The sequence below is a fragment of the Bacillus sp. FSL H8-0516 genome (assembly GCF_038635285.1).
GTDB lineage: Bacteria > Bacillota > Bacilli > Bacillales > Bacillaceae > Bacillus > Bacillus safensis.
The window spans coordinates 2,295,888-2,315,571 of sequence record NZ_CP152051.1 but is presented as its reverse complement, the minus strand read 5'-3'; the positions used below and the strand labels follow the sequence as shown (position 1 = coordinate 2,315,571).

The window sequence follows — 19,684 nt, the reverse complement described above, 5'->3', positions numbered from 1 at the left end:
GGCTTTTTTTGCCTGAGGACGATTTTACTTAAGGAAAATCCTTAAAAGGCTATTTTACGGGATTCATTAGCATGATATGAACCCCTGAGGAATAGGATGATACAGAGGCTTTCTCATCAGTCTCACCATCTTTCAGTTTGATCTCATACACATGAGGTGGGAAGGGGTTCTTATTGAATGGGAAAAAGAAAAAATCGACTTAAAGCATGGCTGACAAGAACACTTGAAATCCCTCCAGACGTGATGATGGATCTTCCCCGTATTACGATGGTTGGCAGACTCCACATTTACATAGAGAACCATAAAGGGCTTTTGCTTTTCAGTGATCAAGAGGTAAGGCTGATGCTCAAACAGGGACAATGCATTATTTCAGGGAAAGATTTTGTGATTAAAACGATTTTGCCAGAAGAGATTTTATTGGAAGGGAAAATCGATGAGGTCCGTTATATTGATTCTTAACTGACGGAGGGGAGAAGCGTGAAGAATAAATGGTTCGCCTATTTTATTGGCAGAGTGGAAGTGGAGATCAAAGGAAATGGCATTGAGCGGCTCATTAATGAGTGCACGAGGCAGGGGATCACAATGTTTCAAGTGAGCCGCCGTCAAGACAGCGTGCGCTTATTTATTCGCTTATCAGATGTACATGCCTTCAGAAAGGTACGTAGACATCATGACGTGACATGTTCATTTCATCAAAAAAAGGGCTTTCCATTTCTACTCCTATGGTCAAGGAAGAATATCGGATTTACCCTTGGGATTGTATGCTTTCTAGTGACGATATTGGCGCTTTCAAACATGGTATGGAAAATTGATATTAAAGGAGCCAATCCAGAAACTGAACATCAAATGAGAAAGCATTTAGACGACATCGGGGTGCAAAAAGGACGTTTTCAGTTTCTAATGGGAACACCTGAAAAAATTCAAAAATCCCTGACAACCAATATTCCAAGCATCACATGGGTCGGTGTAGAACTAAACGGCACAACCTTTCAAATGAAAGTTGTGGAAAAAAATGAACCCGAAAAAGAAAAATACACGAGTCCTCAGCATATCGTTGCCAAGAAAAAGGCTGTCATCACGAGAATGTATGTAGAAAAAGGAGAGCCGCTCGCCGCGGTTGATGAACATGTAAAGAAAGGACAGATGCTTGTCTCTGGACTTATTGGCAGCGAAGATCAGCAAAAAACGGTAGGAGCCAAAGCGAAAATCTATGGTGAAACGTGGTATCGGTCTGAAGTTTCTGTCCCTCTTCGAACATCTTTTGACGTCTTTACGGGTAAAATGAAGACAAAGCACAAGCTCTCCGCATTTGGAGGCTCACTGCCATTTTGGGGCTTTTCTTTTAAAAAGGATGATTTTAAGCAGCCAAAAACAGAAACAGAAGTTCATCCGCTTCATTTCTTAAACATGCAGCTCCCGTTCTCTTATGAAAAGGAAATCACACGCGAAAGTGAGAAAATAAATCGAGAATACACAAATAAAGAAGCGGTTCAAGCAGGGATTAAAATGGGTAAAAAAGAATTAGAAGAGAAGCTAGGTCAAACAGGAGAGGTGAAAAGTGAAAAAGTTTTGCACGAGACAACAGGGAATGGTAAAGTTAAGTTAATCATCCTTTACCAAGTAATAGAAGATATTGTTCAACCAACACCTATTGTTCAGGGAGACTAGAGAATGACAGAACATTTACTTGAGATTCAACAAAAATTGGATAGCCCAAACGAAGCGATTGCTTTATTTGGCAATCAAGATGCTTATCTGAAACTAATGGAAAACGAGCTGAACGTCTCCATTATTACGCGTGGAGAAAAAGTGTATGTTTCTGGTGAGGAAGCATCAAGAGATACAGTAAGCCGTTTGATCACATCTCTTTTACATCTCATCCGTAAAGGAATCGAGATATCTGAACGGGATGTCGTTTATGCCATTAAAATGGCGCAAAAAAACAAGCTGAATTATTTTGAAAATATGTATGAAGATGAAATTACGAAAAATGCCAAAGGAAAATCGATCAGGGTGAAAACAATCGGCCAGCGGGAATATGCTGCGGCGATGAAAAAAGATGACCTGGTCTTTGGAATTGGACCCGCTGGTACAGGGAAGACGTATTTGGCAGTCGTCAATGCGGTCCATTCACTGAAAAATGGACATGTAAAACGGATTATCCTGACAAGACCAGCTGTTGAAGCAGGAGAGAGTCTTGGCTTTTTACCAGGTGATCTAAAGGAAAAAGTAGATCCTTATTTAAGACCACTATATGATGCCCTGCATGATGTGCTTGGCAGTGATCATACGGAACGTTTAATCGAGCGCGGCGTGATTGAAATAGCGCCCCTTGCCTATATGAGAGGCCGGACGCTTGATGATGCATTTGTGATTTTAGATGAAGCGCAGAATACAACACCTGCCCAAATGAAAATGTTTTTGACGAGACTTGGGTTTGGCTCTAAAATGGTCATTACAGGAGATATTACACAGATCGATCTGCCAAAGGGCATGCAGTCAGGTCTTGCGGCTGCAAAGGACATGCTTGCAGAGATCAAGGGCATCTCATTTATTGAATTAGACCAGACAGATGTGGTCAGACACCCGCTTGTGGCGAAGATCATTGGCGCATACGAAAAGCAAAAATGAACTGAGTGACCCGATCGTCTTCATCGGGTCATTTTGTTTCGATCGTGGTTTAAAGTAAAAAAGGAGGTACTTTCCTTGAGAAAGAATCAAAAAGGCAGTAAGCGCAAAAGAATGCTGTCTAAAAAAGAACCTCAGAAAATGGAGCGCTCACGTTATTTAAATGTTTTGCTGTACGCTGGTTTAGCAGCCATTTTATTCGTGGTGCTCTTCTTCCATGTAAAGCCTGAATCGCTCGACTTAGATTTATTTTCAGTGAGCGAACAGACCATCTATTCTCCGTCAACCGTTGATGATCAAGAAGCGACAGAAGAAAAGAAACAAGAAGCAACAGATCAGGTAGAAGATCAATATACGCTCAAAAAAGCGTATTCTGATAATCGCGTAGACCTCATCTCATCCCTCTTTGAAGCCATTAAAGAAGAGAAGAAAGCAGCTGATGATAAAGAGAACGCGCCATCAGATCAAGAAATGGTCAAGCGTGTCAAAGAAAAGCTCACAACAGATATGCAGGAGGCTGTTTCGGATCAATCCATCAAAGCACTGCTTCAGGCAAGTGATGAAAATCTCTCATTTACTAAGGATTCCATCATCACAGTGGTGAATTCACTGATGAGTAAAGAAATTACAGCAGCGAAATTACAAGATGAGAAAAAACAAGTCAAAACAGAGCTTAAAAACAATTCAATTCCATCAAAATACTTAAATGCAGCGACAGAAATCGGTGAATTTGCGATCATTCCAAACTATGTATTTGACCCAGTGGCAACAGAAAAGAAAAGACAGGAAGCGGCTGACAATATTCAGCCTGTGCAAATTAAGCAGGGGCAAATCTTAGTTGAAGAAGGAGAGCTCATCGACCGGGAAGTTTATCGCAAATTAGAACTGACGGGTTTGTTAAACAGCTCAAATTTATTTAAGCCTGTAAGTGGTCTTCTCATATTAATTGGACTTTTCTTAGCGGCGATTATTCATTCCCTTGAATCGAGGAAAAAATCGCTTGTCCATAAGAATAAGTCATTACTGCTTTACTCGCTTATTTTCACGATTATATTAATTATCATGGAAGTGTTCAGCCTCTTCCAGGAAACGAAGTATACGACGATAGGCTATGTCGTGCCAGTGGCACTTGGCACGATGCTGATCAAGCTGCTCATTAATGAGCGATTAGCGATCTTCTCCGGCCTTGTATTTGCTCTTTGCGGCAGTATGATGTTTAATCAAGGAGTAACCGGCGTCTTTAACTATGTGATCTGCGCTTATTATCTTGTGAGCGGGATGGCTGGTATTTTATTTTTAAGAAAACATAATGCAAGATCAAAAATATTGCAGGCCGGACTTTTGGTGGCTTTGGTGAATGTACTTGTGGTTTTATCCATTACACTGATCCAAAACTCTTCACCATCAGGGCTTGAAATCGGTGTGAACCTCATGATGGCGATTGTGTCAGGGTTTGCATCATCTATCTTGGTCATTGGGCTAATGCCTGTTTTTGAGAGCATGTTTGGTATTCTTTCCACAATGAAACTGATTGAATTATCCAATCCAAATCATCCGCTACTCAAAAAGATTTTAACCGAGACACCAGGTACATATCATCATAGTGTCATGGTGGCGAATTTAGCGGATGCTGCATGTGAAGCAGTCGGCGCAAATGGTCTTTTAGCAAGAGTCGGCGCTTATTATCATGACATTGGGAAAACGAAAAGACCGCAATACTTTATCGAAAACCAAATGAACATTGATAATCCGCATGACAAGCTTTCTCCTCAGCTGAGTAAAAATATTATTATTGCCCATACGACAGATGGCGCTGATATGCTGAGAGAAAAGAAGTTTCCTGAAGAACTTGTCGACATTGCCGAACAGCATCACGGGAAGTCTCTTTTAAAGTTCTTTTACTATAAGGCGAAAGAGCGTGATGATCAGGTGACAGAAGAAGAATTCCGTTACCCTGGTCCAAAGCCGCAGTCAAAAGAAGCAGCGATTATTTCTGTGGCTGACAGCGTTGAAGCGGCGGTTCGTTCCATGCATAATCCAAATCCAGAGCGGATTGAAAAGCTTGTCAAAGGCATTATTTCAGATAAAATGCAGGACGGGCAATTTAGTGAGTGTGACCTCACATTTAAAGAATTAAATATTATCAGCCAAACGATTTGTACAACATTAAAGGGGATTTTCCATTCTCGGATTGAATATCCAGATGCCCCGAAGCAGAAGGTGAAGTAAATGACATTGTTAATCGATTTAATAGATGAAACAGGACAAGTATCAAAAGAGCAGCTTGAAGAAGTGGAAAAGCTTCTTCAGTTTGCTGCGGACGAACTTGAGGTCAAGGATCAAGCGGAAGTATCAGTGACGATCGTTTCGAATGAAGAGATTCATCAAATCAATAAAGAATACCGCGGAAAAGACGCACCAACGGATGTGATCTCCTTTGCACTTGAGGAAGAAGGAGAAGGGGAGATTGAAATCATAGGAGCGGATGATATCCCGCCTGTACTTGGTGACATTATCATTAGTGTGGATCGAACGAAAGAGCAGGCAGAGGAATATGGACATTCCTTTATGAGAGAGCTTGGATTCTTAACGATTCATGGCTTCCTCCATTTGCTCGGGTACGATCATATGACAGAGGAAGATGAAAAAGAAATGTTCGCCAAACAGACAAAAATCTTGGATGATTATGGCCTTTCGAGATCATCGTAAGAAAAGAAGGCCGCTCGCCCGTTTTTTTTGGAGTTTTTACTATGCATTTAGAGGAATATGGCGAACTTTCTTGAATGAACGGAATTTTCGATTTCACACAGTCGCAGCCATCATCGTGGTGATCTGCGGCTTTTGGTTCCGCATTGACCCATTTGAATGGCTGATCGTTCTTCTTCTTTGCGGGGGGATGTTTGCGCTTGAACTTGTCAATACAGCCATTGAACATACAGTGGATCTGATGACAGAAGAAAGGCACCCGCTTGCAGAGAGAGCGAAGGACGCTGCGGCAGGCGCTGTTTGCGTTTACGCCGCGATTTCGGTTATGATTGGGTTGATCATCTTCTTACCGAAGATCATGCAATAGAACAATATTACTATTTATTAACATTTTTAGAAATGGGCGTGAAAATGTCACGTGAATTATGTAAAATATAAATGTGACAGTGGTACCATTTCTTCTGAAAGTGGGAACTAGGAATGAACAAACAAGAGTTGATTTCAGAAGCAATCAAAGCAAGAGATTTTGCATATGTACCCTATTCTAAATTCAAAGTCGGTGCAGCATTACTGTCGAATGATGGAAAAGTGTATGGCGGCTGCAACATTGAAAATGCAGCATATGGTATGTGTAATTGTGCGGAAAGAACAGCACTTTTTAAAGCCTATTCAGAAGGCATTACATCTTTTCAAATGTTAGCAGTGGTGGCTGATACAGACCGGCCTGTTTCGCCGTGCGGCGCATGCAGACAGGTCATTTCAGAGCTATGTGCACCTGATATGCCAGTGATTCTAACGAACTTAAAAGGACATATATACGAAACAACAGTAAACGAACTATTGCCAGGCGCATTTTCACCGGAGGATTTAAATGACTAACGAAAGCTTCAAATCAGGATTTGTATCAATTATTGGAAGACCAAATGTAGGGAAATCAACTTTTCTTAATCGTGTCATTGGACAAAAGATCGCCATCATGAGCGATAAGCCCCAAACGACGAGAAACAAAGTGCAAGGTGTTCTGACAACAAACACATCACAAACGATCTTTATCGATACACCGGGGATTCATAAACCTAAGCATAAGCTTGGTGATTTTATGATGAGGGTGGCTCAAAATACACTGAAGGAAGTCGACCTGATCTTGTTTATGATCAACGCACAGGAAGGCTATGGCAAAGGGGATGAATTCATCATTGAACGACTAAAGCAAACATCTACACCGGTGTTCCTAGTCGTCAATAAAATTGACCAAATTCATCCAGATGAACTGTTCCTTTTAATTGATGAATACCGCACACGTTATCCATTCAAGGAAATTGTGCCCATTTCAGCTCTTGAAGGAAACAATATCGACACGCTTCTTCAGCAGATTGAAGGTTATCTTCCAGAGGGCCCTCAATTTTATCCGGCAGATCAAGTAACAGATCATCCAGAACGGTTTATTATTTCTGAATTAATTCGTGAAAAAGTGCTGCATTTAACGAGAGAAGAGATTCCGCATAGTATTGCGGTTGCGATTGAATCGATTAAGCCAGATGAAAATGGCAAGATCCATGTCGCGGCGACCATTGTCGTAGAACGAGATTCGCAAAAAGGGATCGTCATTGGTAAACGAGGCAGCTTGTTAAAAGAAGTGGGACAAAAAGCGCGCAGAGACATTGAAGCACTTCTAGGCTCAAAAGTGTATTTAGAGCTTTGGGTCAAAGTTCAGAAGGACTGGCGTAATAAATCCACTCACCTGCGTGACTTCGGATTTAGAGAAGACGAATATTAAAAAATCGCTGCATTTGTCAGCAAATCTGACAATGGTGCGGTTCGATTAGTAAAAATTGTTTATCATGAAATGGAGGTAGCCTGGTCAAGATAAAATTAATATGTTGGATGTAGCGTTGCTGCTTCTAATAAAGAAAGGTGGGGTTTTTATGTTGAATTTTACATGGAACGTATTTTCACAAACAGGAAGCGTTGACACGTATCTGCTTTTCAAAGAGTTAGAAAAGGAGAACCTGGAAAGACCCGATGTACTTGAAGAAGAAATAGCACGATTTGATTTTCCAATCTTATAATTCTTGACCCCCTCCAGCGCTCGGAGTGTAGACAAATGCTCATTAAAAGTGAAGGAATCGTCCTTAGAACAACAGATTATGGCGAAACAAACAAAATTGTCACGCTGCTCACTAGAGAACATGGAAAAATTGGCGTGATGGCCAGAGGCGCTAAAAAATCAAACAGCCGCCTGTCAGCCATAAGCCAGCCGTTTTTATACGGCACCTTTCTCATCCAATCATCAACAGGACTTGGAACGCTCCAGCAAGGCGAAATGATTGAAAGTATGCGGACCATTCGGGAAGACTTATTTCTGACCGCATATGCCGCATATATGACGGAATTAATGGATAAAGGGACAGAAGAAAAAAAGCCAAACCCTTATTTGTTTGAGCTTCTGCTTCAATCTCTGCGTCATCTCAACGAAGGCACAGATGCTGATATTATTTTATTTATCGTAGAGGTCAAAATGTTATCAGTGATGGGGATGAAGCCTGAACTTGATCAATGTGTCCACTGTGGTCAAAAAGAAGGGCAGTTCCATTTCTCGATAAGAGATAACGGCTTCATTTGCCAAAATTGTTTTTCGAAAGATCCATATAAACTGCCCTTATCCCCCGCAGCTGCAAGGCTACTCCGTTTGTTTCATTATTTTGATTTATCAAGGCTTGGTCAGGTTGATGTGAAACAGCAGACGAAACAAGAAATTCGTCAAGTGCTTGATCACTACTATGACGAATATTCCGGCCTCTATTTAAAATCAAAAAAATTCATGAATCAGATGGAATCCATGAAAAAGCTAATGGGTGACGAAAACAAAAGTTGACATCTCCCATGACTTTTTGTAAGATCATCTAAGATAAAATATGTTGCATTGACAGAAAGAAGTACTTACGTAAAATCCATAAAAGCGACCTTAGGGCGGTGTGAGCTAAGGATGGAGGCGTAACGAAAGGCATTCTTGAGCAACGTAAAACAAAGCGGCTGGGTGCTACGACACCAGCAAATAGGGTGGAACCGCGGGAAAAAACTCTCGTCCCTATGTTTGCAAGAACCTTGCGAGCATAGAGACGGGAGTTTTTGTGTTCTCTTACAAGGTTCTAATCCCACCCGCCATACATAGCGGTTGGTCTAGAAAAGATGGAGGTGCGATCATTGAATATTCAAGACATGATTTTGACGCTGCAAAAGCATTGGTCAAACGAAGGCTGCGTATTAATGCAGGCGTATGACACAGAAAAAGGTGCCGGAACGATGAGTCCATACACGTTCCTCAGAAGCATTGGCCCAGAGCCGTGGAAGGTAGCATATGTAGAGCCTTCAAGACGCCCGGCTGATGGCAGATATGGAGAAAACCCAAATAGATTGTATCAGCATCACCAATTTCAAGTGATCATTAAGCCATCACCTGACAATATTCAAGAGCTATATCTTGAATCATTGAAGGCACTTGGCATTGACCCGCTGAAACATGATATTCGTTTTGTGGAAGACAACTGGGAAAATCCATCTCTCGGCTGTGCAGGACTTGGCTGGGAAGTATGGCTTGATGGGATGGAAATTACGCAGTTCACGTATTTCCAACAAGTCGGCGGCTTAGAATGTAAGCCCGTTTCTGTTGAAATCACATACGGTATTGAACGTCTTGCTTCTTACATCCAGGACAAAGAAAATGTCTTCGATCTTGAATGGACAGACGGATTTACGGTCAGAGATTTATTCTTAATGGCTGAATATGAGCACTCTGTTTATACATTTGAAACATCTAATACTGACATGCTGTTTGAGCTATTTACAACCTATGAGAAAGAAGCACATAGCCAAATGGACAAAGGGCTTGTTCACCCGGCATACGATTATGTCCTCAAATGCTCTCATACGTTTAACCTGCTCGATGCAAAGGGTGCTATTTCTGTGACTGAGCGAACTGGCTATATCGGAAGAGTGCGTCAGTTAGCAAGAAAAGTAGCCAAAACCTATTATGAAGAACGCGAAAAACTGGGATTCCCTATGCTAAAAGAGGAGGCGGCTTCTCATGAATAAACAAGATGTATTACTTGAAATCGGCTTAGAAGAGATGCCGGCTCGTTTCATGCCAGAGAGCACAAAACAGCTAGGTGAGAAAGTAAAAGCATGGTTTGAAACGCAAAATATTTCATTCGAAGAAACTGCTTTATTTAACTCACCTAGACGTCTTGCTGTACTTGTGAAAGGTGTCGCAGAAAAACAAGAAGACATCAAAGAAGAAGCAAAAGGCCCGGCTAAAAAAATTGCCCAAGATGCTGAAGGCAATTGGACAAAAGCAGCTGAAGGCTTTGCAAGAGGCCAAGGTGCTTCAACAGATGATCTCTATTTCAAAGAGATCAAAGGAGTGGATTATGTCCATGTCCAAAAATTTCAAGAAGGAAAGCAAGTCAAAGACCTTCTGCCAGCGTTAGGTGAAATTGCTGCTTCATTAAGCTTTCCAAAGAACATGAGATGGGGAAGCGAGGATTTACGCTATATCCGTCCGATTAAATGGATTGTTTGTTTATTTGGAGAAGAGATTGTACCTGTTGAAATTGCTGGGGTGAAAAGCGGCCGTGAGACTAGAGGACACCGTTTTCTTGGAACGACAGCCAGCATTGACACACCTGCTTCCTATGAACAAACATTGCGCGATCAATTTGTGATTGCAGACTCAGAGAAAAGAAAACAATTCATTACTGAACAGCTAGATGCGCTATCTACAGAAAAAGGCTGGGTCATTCCTGTTGATCCTGAACTTTTAGAAGAAGTGAACGACCTTGTAGAATATCCAACTGTGCTGTCTGGTTCCTTTGAAGAAGAGTTTCTTGCATTGCCGGAAGAAGTATTGGTGACGACAATGAAAGAGCATCAGCGCTACTTCCCTGTGAAAAATGAGCAAGGGGAATTATTGCCGCACTTTATTACAGTCAGAAATGGAAACAGTGAGGCGCTGGAAAATGTCGCAAGAGGGAATGAAAAAGTACTTCGTGCGCGTTTATCAGATGCTGCATTCTTCTATAAAGAAGACGAAAAACTAGTGATTGAAGACAATATTAAAAAGCTTGATAAAGTGGTATTCCATGAGAAACTTGGAACAATCGGCGACAAGCTGAAGAGAGTGACAGACATTGCAACTCGTCTAGCGGTGCATGTCGGAGCAGATGACGAAACCACTAAACGTGTGGCGAGAGCAGCAAGTATTTCGAAGTTTGACCTTGTGACTCAAATGGTCTATGAATTCCCAGAATTACAAGGAATCATGGGTGAGAAATATGCAAGAGCTCTTGGTGAACATGAAGAAGTAGCAAGAAGCATCAACGAGCACTATATGCCGCGCTTTGCTGGTGACGAGGCGCCATCCACTTTGATTGGTGCAATTGTGGCAGTAGCAGATAAGCTTGATTCTATTTGTTCATTCTTCTCAATTGATGTGATCCCAACGGGTTCTCAAGACCCTTATGGACTTAGAAGACAAGCGAGCGGTATCGTTCAAATCCTGCTCGACCGTCATTGGAATATTTCATTTAAAGAGCTGTTAGCCCTTGCTCAAGTAAAGGCAGAACATGAAGCTGCTCTGATTGAATTTTTAACGCATCGTTTAAAATATGTTCTTCAAGCAGAGCATATCCGCCATGATGTTGTTGATGCAGTGCTGGATGTTGAAAATATTGAGCCATATGCAGTCGTCAAAAAAGCAGCTGTTCTTGAAGAGAGTGTGAAACAAGAAAGCTTCAAAGAAACGGCTGAAGCATTGGGTCGCGTCATTTCAATCAGTAAAAAAGGGGAAGACGCAGAGATTCAGCCTGAACTGTTTGAAAATGAACATGAGCAAAAGCTGTTTGAGGCGTATCAGCAAGTAGAGAAAGCTGTAAAGAAACATGTAGCAGCAGGACAATACAGCTTGGCACTTGAGGCGCTTGATACGTTAAAAACACCGATCGTTCATTATTTCGATCATACAATGGTTCATGCGGATGATGAAAAACTGAAGCGAAATCGTTTGGCACAAATGGTCAAACTAGCCAAAGTCATTCAATCATTTGCGAATATGAACAATTTAATTGTAAAATAAATACCTAAGAACGGTTGCCTTTTCCGAAGGGCAATCGTTTTTTACTCATTTAATTCACGGTTTTTGAGTGGATTTTTGTTTCATTCGGACAAAGATGCGCTATAATATGATGAGTTATGAAAATGATATACATAAAATAAAGATTTCGCTCTCTCTATTTAAAGGTGGTGAGTACAATCGAGTTAAATAAACGGCAAGAGCAGATTTTACAGATTGTCAAAGAGAATGGTCCGATCACTGGAGAGCATATCGCCGATCGGCTGAACTTAACAAGGGCGACCCTCAGACCGGATTTAGCCATTTTAACAATGTCAGGCTTTTTAGAAGCAAGACCAAGGGTCGGCTACTTTTTCACAGGAAAAACAGGCACGCAGCTTCTCGCAGATAAGCTGAAAAAACTTCAAGTGAAAGACTTTCAATCCATTCCAGTGGTGATACATGAGAATGTTTCGGTTTATGATGCGATTTGTACGATGTTTTTAGAGGATGTGGGCACATTATTCGTTGTGGACGATCACTCTATTTTAACAGGCGTGTTATCAAGAAAAGACCTCCTTCGTGCAAGTATAGGGAAACAGGAGCTTCCATCTATCCCTGTCCATATTATTATGACAAGAATGCCGAACATTACCGTTTGCCGCAAGGAAGATTTCATTATGGATGTGGCGAAGCACTTGATTGAAAAGCAAATAGATGCACTTCCTGTGATAAAAGATACGGATAAAGGTTTTGAAGTGGTCGGAAGAATTACGAAAACAAACATGACGAAAATACTTGTCAGCTTATCGGAGAACGAAATAATCTAATGACAGAAGACTGCGAGGGGATGTTATGAGTAATCGCGTAATTTTTGTGGTATCAGATTCAGTTGGAGAAACGGCAGAGCTCGTGGTCAAAGCGGCACTTAGCCAATTTGATGGCGGCTCATCAGACCATTCAAATATTAGAAGAATCCCGTATGTAGAGGATGTTGGTACGATTAAAGAAGTCATTTCACTGGCGAAAGCAGATAATGGGATCGTCTGCTTTACTCTTGTTGTGCCAGAAATGCGCCAATTCTTAATCGAGGAAGCAGAAGCAAACGGTGTCGTTTATTATGACATCATCGGTCCGCTCATTGATAAAATGGAGACGGCATATGGAAATGAAGCGAAACATGAGCCGGGTCGTGTACGTCAATTAGATGAGGACTATTTTAAAAAGGTAGAAGCCATCGAGTTCGCTGTGAAATACGATGACGGCAGAGACCCTAGAGGTATTCTAAAGGCTGATATTGTACTCATTGGTGTATCGCGCACGTCTAAGACACCATTATCTCAATATTTGGCACATAAACGGCTGAAGGTAGCGAACGTTCCAATTGTACCTGAAGTTGATCCGCCAGAAGAGTTATTTTCAGTTGATCCGAAGAAATGTATCGGTTTGAAAATTAGTCCAGACAAACTAAATCATATTCGCAAAGAGCGTTTAAAATCTCTTGGTTTAAATGATCGCGCTATTTATGCGAACATTGAGCGGATTAAAGAGGAACTAGAGTATTTTGAAAAAGTGGTTGACCGCATTAACTGTCAAGTCGTTGATGTATCGAATAAAGCAGTTGAGGAAACGGCAAATGTCATTCATCAAATGCTGACCAAAAGAGGTTCCGAATAAACTCAGGATGCTCCTCCTGGGTTTTTCCTATGGTGGGAAACGGGTAAACAAAAACAATGGCATATTTGCTGCATTTGTATTATAATAAAAAATTGTGATAAAATGATTGATTTTAGGTTTAAGTTAAGTCAAGAACGAATAAACTAATATTGGCAGAAGTCAAGTGATTCTGAACATAACTTTTCGACAAAATGAGTTTTACTGTTGATTGCTTTATAGGGGAAAAGTATGGTCTTTTTGCTTCTCTAAAGCAGGAATAAGGTGGAGGGATGGAGAATTAGTCACCTGAATGAACGTAAAAAAGAGAGGACGATTTATGTCGATGCAGATGCTTGTCCTGTAAAAGACGAAATCCTTTCTGTCGCATCTCAATTTCAAGTACCAGTGACGTTCATTGCTTCATATGAGCATTTTCAAACCAAAAGATCTCCACTTGAAGATTGGCGGTTTGTTGATACACATAAGGAAGCAGCGGATTTAGTCATTGCAAACTCAGCTGCCGCACATGATATTGTCGTCACCCAAGATATTGGTCTTGCCTCCTTACTGCTTCCGAGACAGGTCATTGTTCTGTCTGAAAGAGGACGAATGTACACAAACGAAACAATTGATTTTGATTTGGAACGCAGGCATGTTTCCAGCAAACAGCGAAGAAAAGGTGTATACGGAAAAGGTCCCAAAAAGCTTTTAGAAGAGGATAAGAAGCGATTTATGGCGCAACTACAAAAAATCCTGTCGAATCATGAAGGATTTTTAAATTAAAAGGCGAATAATGTACGACGGAGTGTTATTAGGATGAGCAAACGTATACCAGATGAACTTTTGGAGCAGATCCAAAAAAACGCAGACATTGTCGAAGTGATTGGAGAATACGTACAGCTTAGAAAGCAAGGTCGAAATTACTTCGGTCTTTGTCCATTCCATGGTGAAAATACTCCTTCATTCTCTGTTTCAGCAGATAAGCAAATCTTCCATTGTTTTGGCTGTGGTGCAGGAGGCAATGTGTTTTCTTTCCTCAGACAAATGGAAGGCTACTCATTTATTGAAGCCGTTTCACATGTGGCTGATAAGTACCATATTGATCTGCCTGATCAGGTGGCGAATGCTCAGATGAGTTCCTCTCAGCAAGAGGACACTGCAGATCATAAAATGATTGAGGCCCATGAGCTTCTTAAGAAATTTTACCACCATTTGCTGGTAAATACAAAGGAAGGTCAAAACGCACTCGATTATTTACGGTCCAGAGGCTTTACGGATGAAACAATTGCCAAGTTTGAGATCGGGTATGCTCTTGATTCTTGGGATTTCGTGACCAAGTTTTTAGAAAAACGAGGATTTGATCCTGTGATGATGGAGAAGGCTGGTCTTTTGATTCAACGTGAAAACGGCACAGGCTTTTTTGACCGCTTTAGAGATCGTGTCATGTTTCCCATTCATGATCATCATGGAACGGTCATCGCTTTTTCCGGAAGATCGCTTGGTGATCAGCAGCCTAAATATATGAATAGTCCTGAAACGCCGCTTTTTCATAAAAGTAAGCTGCTTTATCACTTTCATGACGCACGTATGCATATTCGTAAACGCGAACGGGCGGTTCTTTTTGAAGGATTTGCAGACGTCATCTCAGCTGTTACATCAGGTGTCGGTGAAAGTGTTGCAACAATGGGTACGTCTCTTACAGAAGAGCACGTAAAGCTTCTCAGGCGGAACGTAGAAGAGATCATCCTTTGCTATGACTCTGATACGGCCGGATACGAAGCGACCATGAAAGCATCAGATTTGCTTGGAAAAAGAGGATGTAAAGTTCGCGTTGCCATGATACCAGATGGACTTGATCCAGATGATTACATTCGTAAATATGGCGGCGAGAAATTTAGGAATGACATCATAGATGCAAGTGTGACATTAATGACGTTTAAGATGAATTTTTTCCGAAGAGGAAAAAACTTATCAGACGAAGGAGACCGTCTTACTTATATGAAGCAGGTTCTCCGAGAAATCAGCCGGTTAAACGGCTCTTTGGAGCAAGAGATTTACATGAAACAGCTTGCTGGGGAGTTTTCGATCTCACTTGATTCATTAAAAGAACAACTGGAGCTGTTTGAAAAACAGCAGCGGCAAGAAACCAAAAGCACGCAGGAAGAAAACGGGCTTGAAAAACGTCGTGCACATCTGTCAACACAAGTGAGAAGAAAGCGTCTGCGGCCGGCATATGAAAATGCAGAGCGAATGCTGCTTGCTCATATGTTAAAAAGCGATGACGTGATCCGCAAAGTACTTGACAGAATCGGGATTGAATTTAATATAGATTCGCACAGGGCGCTGGCAACGTACATTTATGCCTTGTATGAAGAAGGCAAAGAACCAACGCCGCAGCACCTGATGAACCGGATAGAAGATGATGTCATGAATCAGCTGTTGACGGATATATTGATGATTCAAGTCGGAGACGAACTAAGTGAAGCTGAATTAAGTGATTATGTAAAAAAAGTGTTGAATCATCGGAATTTGTCAATGATAAAGGAAAAAGAACTAGAACGTGCAGAAGCGGAGAGGCAAAAAGATTTCTTCAAAGCGGCAACACTTGCAAAAGAAATTATTCAGTTGAACCGTTCGCTGAAGTAATACGTCTATTATTAATGACAGGACTTACGGCTGGCAATGAATCCTTTACGGGAGGAGCATAAGACCGCAAGCATCTTGCCTTCATCATTATTTATTTTATTTCCTATTTGCTTCGTCAGCTGTTTGATAGAGAGAGAAAAGCAGGACGGAAGTAAATCGCAAGTTACTTTAGAATTCGTTGCAAGCTTTGGAAGGAGGGATCCATAATGGCTGATAAACAAGCCCACGAAACCGAAACTGAATTAACCTTTGAACAGGTGAGAGATAAGCTCACTGAAACGGGTAAAAAACGGGGCGTTTTAACATACGAAGAAATTGCAGAGCGTATGTCTAGCTTTGAAATTGAATCAGACCAAATGGATGAATACTATGAATACTTAGGCGAACAGGGTGTAGAGCTCATTAGTGAAAACGAAGAGACAGAGGACCCAAATGTTCAGCAGCTGGCTAAAGCAGAAGAAGAATTTGACCTGAATGATTTAAGCGTACCACCAGGTGTCAAAATCAATGATCCTGTTCGTATGTACTTAAAAGAAATCGGACGCGTCAATTTGTTATCTGCTAAAGAAGAAATTACGTATGCTCAAAAGATCGAAGAGGGCGATGAGGAATCAAAAAGAAGATTAGCGGAAGCGAACCTTCGTCTCGTTGTCAGCATTGCGAAACGCTATGTCGGTCGTGGTATGCTGTTCCTTGACTTGATTCAAGAAGGAAACATGGGTCTGATGAAGGCGGTTGAGAAGTTTGATTACCGCAAAGGATATAAATTCTCAACATATGCGACTTGGTGGATTAGACAGGCGATCACACGTGCGATTGCCGATCAGGCGAGAACAATCCGGATCCCGGTTCATATGGTGGAAACGATTAATAAATTGATCCGTGTTCAAAGACAGCTTCTGCAAGACCTAGGCAGAGAACCAACGCCTGAGGAAATTGCTGAAGACATGGATTTAACTCCAGAAAAGGTAAGAGAGATCCTTAAAATTGCGCAAGAGCCTGTATCTTTAGAAACACCTATTGGTGAAGAAGATGACTCGCATCTTGGTGATTTTATCGAAGACCAAGAGGCGACATCTCCATCTGACCACGCTGCGTACGAACTCTTAAAAGAGCAGCTTGAAGATGTATTAGACACGCTGACGGACCGTGAAGAAAATGTGCTAAGACTACGTTTCGGACTAGACGACGGAAGAACTCGCACGTTAGAAGAGGTTGGAAAGGTGTTCGGCGTAACAAGAGAGCGTATCAGACAAATTGAAGCGAAAGCTCTTCGTAAATTAAGACACCCAAGCAGAAGTAAACGATTAAAAGACTTCTTAGAGTAGAAACCGGACGGATCTTGAAAGAGATCCGTTCTTTCTTATCAAAAATGAAAACGCTTTTTTCAATCTGATTATATTTTACTGAATAACAAATGAATTTGCAACGTTCTTAGAGAAAAGATGTATAAAAAATACATCTAAATGTGCTGAAGACTTCATTTCTCATCTAGAATCATTTTTGTCTAATCTGTGAACTTGACCAAAGTTTTGTATCATAATTCGTTTACTTTTTGTAAAATTAAAGTAGAATTAGAATTGTTTGCATAGTCTCAAAGGGGTTTTCACAAAGGGGAGGATGAAAGAAATGAAACGGAATCCACTTATACCATTTTTATTGATTGCCATTTTAGGTATTGGACTCACTTTTTTCTTATCAATGAAGGGGCTGAAAGATGAAGAAAAAATTGCCTCTGGGGGCAAAGAGCAAAAGCAAGAAGAGACAGCAAATGCAACGCCGGAAGAATTGTATAAGCAGAACTGCATAAGCTGTCACGGGGAAAACTATGAAGGCGGCGCAGGTCCTGCATTAAAAGGTGTTGGAGACAAGCTTGAAGTAGCTGACATCAAGAAGAAAATTCAAGAAGGCGGCAACGGGATGCCAGGCGGGCTGATTCCAAATGAAAAGCTCGATGAAATGGCGGAATGGGTGTCTAAAATTAAATAATCTTACACAAAAAGCTCTTTTTCAAAAGAAGAGCTTTTTTCATTTGAAAACGACTTTTAAAAAGTCCATAATTTATATAAGATAGACAAGTATGAACATTAAAGAAAAGTAGTGATACGTATGAATGAAATGAATTTATCGAAACGATTAAAAAAAGTCGCGGACTTTTTACCAGATGAGGCAGTCTTCGCTGATATCGGCTCAGACCATGCCTATTTGCCATGCTATGCGATTCTGCATCAAAAAGCAGTGAAAGCCATTGCTGGTGAAATTACTGATGGACCGCTTCAATCGGCGCAGCAGCAAGTACATAGACTTGAATTAGATGAACAGATATCGGTCAGAAAAGGAAATGGCCTTGAAGTCATTGAAAAAGGCGAAGTGAATGCAGTGACGATTGCAGGTATGGGCGGGGCACTCATCGCAAGCATTCTAAATGAAGGAAGACATAAGCTCGCCGGCCATGAGCGGCTCATTCTACAGCCGAATATCCATGCCCACCATATTCGTTTATGGCTTTATCAAGAGGGGTATGAATTGATAGATGAAGTCATTTTAGAAGAGGACGGCAAAATATACGAAATCATCATCGCAGAAAAAGGCGATAAAGATAAAGCCTATAAAGGAATGTCACTTGAAGCAGGCATACTGGTAGGTCCGTTTCTTGCGAAAGAGCAAAATGACGTTTTCCAGCGCAAGTGGATGCAAGAGCTTCAGCATATGGAGAAGATAGAAAGTCAAATTCAGCAGGCGGCGCGGACAGAAGAAAATAAAGAACGCCTTGAAGAGCTGAATGAGAAAATAAAGATGCTAAAGGAGGTTTTGACTGTTGGCTAAAACAGTAAATGGGCATGAAATCATCCAATTGTTTGAACAATTCTCACCAAAGGCGTACGCCATGGAAGGGGATAAAATTGGTCTTCAGATTGGGACTTTAAATAAAAAAGTAACCAATGTGATGATCACCTTGGATGTATTAGAGAATGTAGTAGATGAGGCGATCGAGCGAAAAGTGGATCTTATTATTGCTCACCATCCGCCGATTTTTCGACCATTAAAACATGTAGCGACGGATCAGCCGGCTGGACGGATCATTGAAAAATGCATCAAACATGATATTGCGGTATATGTGGCACATACGAATTTAGACGTAGCTGATGGCGGAGTCAATGACCTGCTTGCTGAGGCCTTAGAGCTCGAAGAAACAAGAGTGTTAGTGCCGACATATGAAGATCCGATCAAACAGCTTGCTCTGTATGTCCCAGAGGAATTTGAAGAGGCCATCCGGACAGCTTTAGGAAATGCGGGCGCCGGCCATATCGGCAACTACAGCCATTGTGCGTTTTCAAATGAAGGGACAGGCAGCTTTCTGCCATCAGAAGAAGCTGAGCCGTTTATTGGTGAGTCGGGTCAATTAGAATTTGTGAAAGAAGTGCGGATTGAAACCATTTTCCCAGCAAGTATAGAAAAACAAGTGATTCGCGAAATGATCAAAGCACATCCTTATGAAGAAGTCGCCTATAGTGTACACACGACAGACCTTCCTCCTATTCAAAAAGGTCTTGGCCGTATTGGAGAGCTAAATGAGCCAATGACACTAAGAGATTTCACGCAATTTGTGAAAACGAAGCTAGATGTGAATGGTGCTCGTTTTGTAGGAGACCAAAACGCTGTTGTGAAAAAAGTGGCGGTGCTTGGCGGAGACGGAAATAAATATATCCATCAAGCGAAAAGAATGGGTGCAGATGTGTATGTGACAGGAGACCTTTATTTCCATGTTGCGCACGATGCCATGATGCTAGGGCTGAACGTTGTGGACCCAGGACATTATGCTGAAAAGATTATGAAAGAGGGCGTAAAGGCGAAGCTTCAATCGCTATGTGCGGATAAAAAATATGACGTACAGCTCTTTGTTTCTGAATCAAACACAAACCCATTTCAATTTATGTAAAC

The 19,684-nt window shown here is 41.3% G+C and carries 20 protein-coding genes; all 20 read left to right on the top strand.

The annotated features are described in order from the left end of the window. Positions 1 to 177: 177 nt before the first annotated feature. A complete protein-coding gene (gene yqfC / locus MHB67_RS11680; RefSeq protein WP_012010618.1) occupies positions 178 to 459 on the top strand; it encodes a sporulation protein YqfC in 282 nt (93 codons plus the stop codon). An 18-nt stretch (positions 460 to 477) separates the two neighbouring features. Beyond that, positions 478 to 1,668, top strand: coding sequence for a sporulation protein YqfD (gene yqfD, locus MHB67_RS11675; RefSeq protein WP_024427959.1), 1,191 nt, complete (start codon positions 478 to 480; stop codon positions 1,666 to 1,668). A gap of 3 nt (positions 1,669 to 1,671) precedes the next feature. Next, entirely contained in the window at positions 1,672 to 2,631 is a 960-nt protein-coding gene (locus MHB67_RS11670) for a PhoH family protein (RefSeq protein WP_024423023.1), read from the top strand. Between the two features lie 111 nt (positions 2,632 to 2,742). Next, positions 2,743 to 4,857 (top strand): HD family phosphohydrolase, encoded by a 2,115-nt coding sequence (locus MHB67_RS11665; protein WP_164512169.1) that lies wholly within the window; start codon positions 2,743 to 2,745, stop codon positions 4,855 to 4,857. After that, on the top strand, positions 4,858 to 5,337 hold the full coding sequence (gene ybeY / locus MHB67_RS11660) for an rRNA maturation RNase YbeY (RefSeq protein ID WP_024423021.1): 480 nt from the start codon (positions 4,858 to 4,860) through the stop codon (positions 5,335 to 5,337). Further along, positions 5,315 to 5,701 carry a diacylglycerol kinase family protein gene (locus MHB67_RS11655; RefSeq protein ID WP_073206342.1) on the top strand — a complete coding sequence of 129 codons (387 nt, stop codon included), beginning with the start codon at positions 5,315 to 5,317 and terminating at the stop codon, positions 5,699 to 5,701. Before ybeY ends, MHB67_RS11655 begins: the two co-directional genes overlap by 23 nt. Positions 5,702 to 5,814: 113 nt before the next feature. Then, complete coding sequence (locus MHB67_RS11650; RefSeq protein ID WP_008356263.1) at positions 5,815 to 6,213, top strand: cytidine deaminase; 399 nt, start codon at positions 5,815 to 5,817, stop codon at positions 6,211 to 6,213. Further along, positions 6,206 to 7,111: a GTPase Era gene (gene era / locus MHB67_RS11645; RefSeq protein WP_007501305.1), complete on the top strand. Its 906-nt coding sequence runs from the start codon at positions 6,206 to 6,208 to the stop codon at positions 7,109 to 7,111. Before MHB67_RS11650 ends, era begins: the two co-directional genes overlap by 8 nt. Before the next feature lie 148 nt (positions 7,112 to 7,259). Further along, the gene (locus MHB67_RS11640) at positions 7,260 to 7,403 is read left to right on the top strand and encodes a YqzL family protein (RefSeq protein WP_003217288.1); all 144 of its coding nucleotides are present in this window, start codon (positions 7,260 to 7,262) and stop codon (positions 7,401 to 7,403) included. A gap of 35 nt (positions 7,404 to 7,438) precedes the next feature. Further along, positions 7,439 to 8,209, top strand: a complete 771-nt coding sequence (recO, locus tag MHB67_RS11635) for a DNA repair protein RecO (protein ID WP_044332056.1) — start codon at positions 7,439 to 7,441, stop codon at positions 8,207 to 8,209. 329 nt (positions 8,210 to 8,538) lie between these two features. Then, positions 8,539 to 9,426 carry a glycine--tRNA ligase subunit alpha gene (glyQ, locus tag MHB67_RS11630; protein ID WP_012010611.1) on the top strand — a complete coding sequence of 296 codons (888 nt, stop codon included), beginning with the start codon at positions 8,539 to 8,541 and terminating at the stop codon, positions 9,424 to 9,426. After that, complete coding sequence (gene glyS / locus MHB67_RS11625) at positions 9,419 to 11,464, top strand: glycine--tRNA ligase subunit beta (RefSeq protein WP_342492527.1); 2,046 nt, start codon at positions 9,419 to 9,421, stop codon at positions 11,462 to 11,464. The genes glyQ and glyS overlap by 8 nt, the downstream gene beginning before the upstream one ends. A 167-nt stretch (positions 11,465 to 11,631) precedes the next feature. Further along, positions 11,632 to 12,270 (top strand): helix-turn-helix transcriptional regulator, encoded by a 639-nt coding sequence (locus MHB67_RS11620; protein WP_024423017.1) that lies wholly within the window; start codon positions 11,632 to 11,634, stop codon positions 12,268 to 12,270. Positions 12,271 to 12,295: 25 nt separating this feature from the next. Beyond that, positions 12,296 to 13,117 carry a pyruvate, water dikinase regulatory protein gene (locus MHB67_RS11615; RefSeq protein ID WP_008342399.1) on the top strand — a complete coding sequence of 274 codons (822 nt, stop codon included), beginning with the start codon at positions 12,296 to 12,298 and terminating at the stop codon, positions 13,115 to 13,117. Between the two features lie 261 nt (positions 13,118 to 13,378). Continuing rightward, positions 13,379 to 13,879 (top strand): YaiI/YqxD family protein, encoded by a 501-nt coding sequence (locus tag MHB67_RS11610; RefSeq protein ID WP_024423016.1) that lies wholly within the window; start codon positions 13,379 to 13,381, stop codon positions 13,877 to 13,879. Positions 13,880 to 13,912: 33 nt separating this feature from the next. After that, the gene (gene dnaG, locus MHB67_RS11605) at positions 13,913 to 15,742 is read left to right on the top strand and encodes a DNA primase (RefSeq protein WP_024423015.1); all 1,830 of its coding nucleotides are present in this window, start codon (positions 13,913 to 13,915) and stop codon (positions 15,740 to 15,742) included. A 206-nt stretch (positions 15,743 to 15,948) separates the two neighbouring features. After that, positions 15,949 to 17,070 (top strand): RNA polymerase sigma factor RpoD, encoded by a 1,122-nt coding sequence (gene rpoD, locus MHB67_RS11600; RefSeq protein ID WP_008342392.1) that lies wholly within the window; start codon positions 15,949 to 15,951, stop codon positions 17,068 to 17,070. A 301-nt stretch (positions 17,071 to 17,371) separates the two neighbouring features. After that, a complete protein-coding gene (gene cccA, locus MHB67_RS11595; protein WP_024423014.1) occupies positions 17,372 to 17,731 on the top strand; it encodes a cytochrome c550 in 360 nt (119 codons plus the stop codon). 120 nt (positions 17,732 to 17,851) lie between these two features. Continuing rightward, entirely contained in the window at positions 17,852 to 18,568 is a 717-nt protein-coding gene (locus tag MHB67_RS11590; RefSeq protein WP_044332048.1) for a tRNA (adenine(22)-N(1))-methyltransferase TrmK, read from the top strand. Continuing rightward, complete coding sequence (locus MHB67_RS11585; protein WP_025092953.1) at positions 18,561 to 19,682, top strand: Nif3-like dinuclear metal center hexameric protein; 1,122 nt, start codon at positions 18,561 to 18,563, stop codon at positions 19,680 to 19,682. Before MHB67_RS11590 ends, MHB67_RS11585 begins: the two co-directional genes overlap by 8 nt. Positions 19,683 to 19,684: the final 2 nt, after the last annotated feature.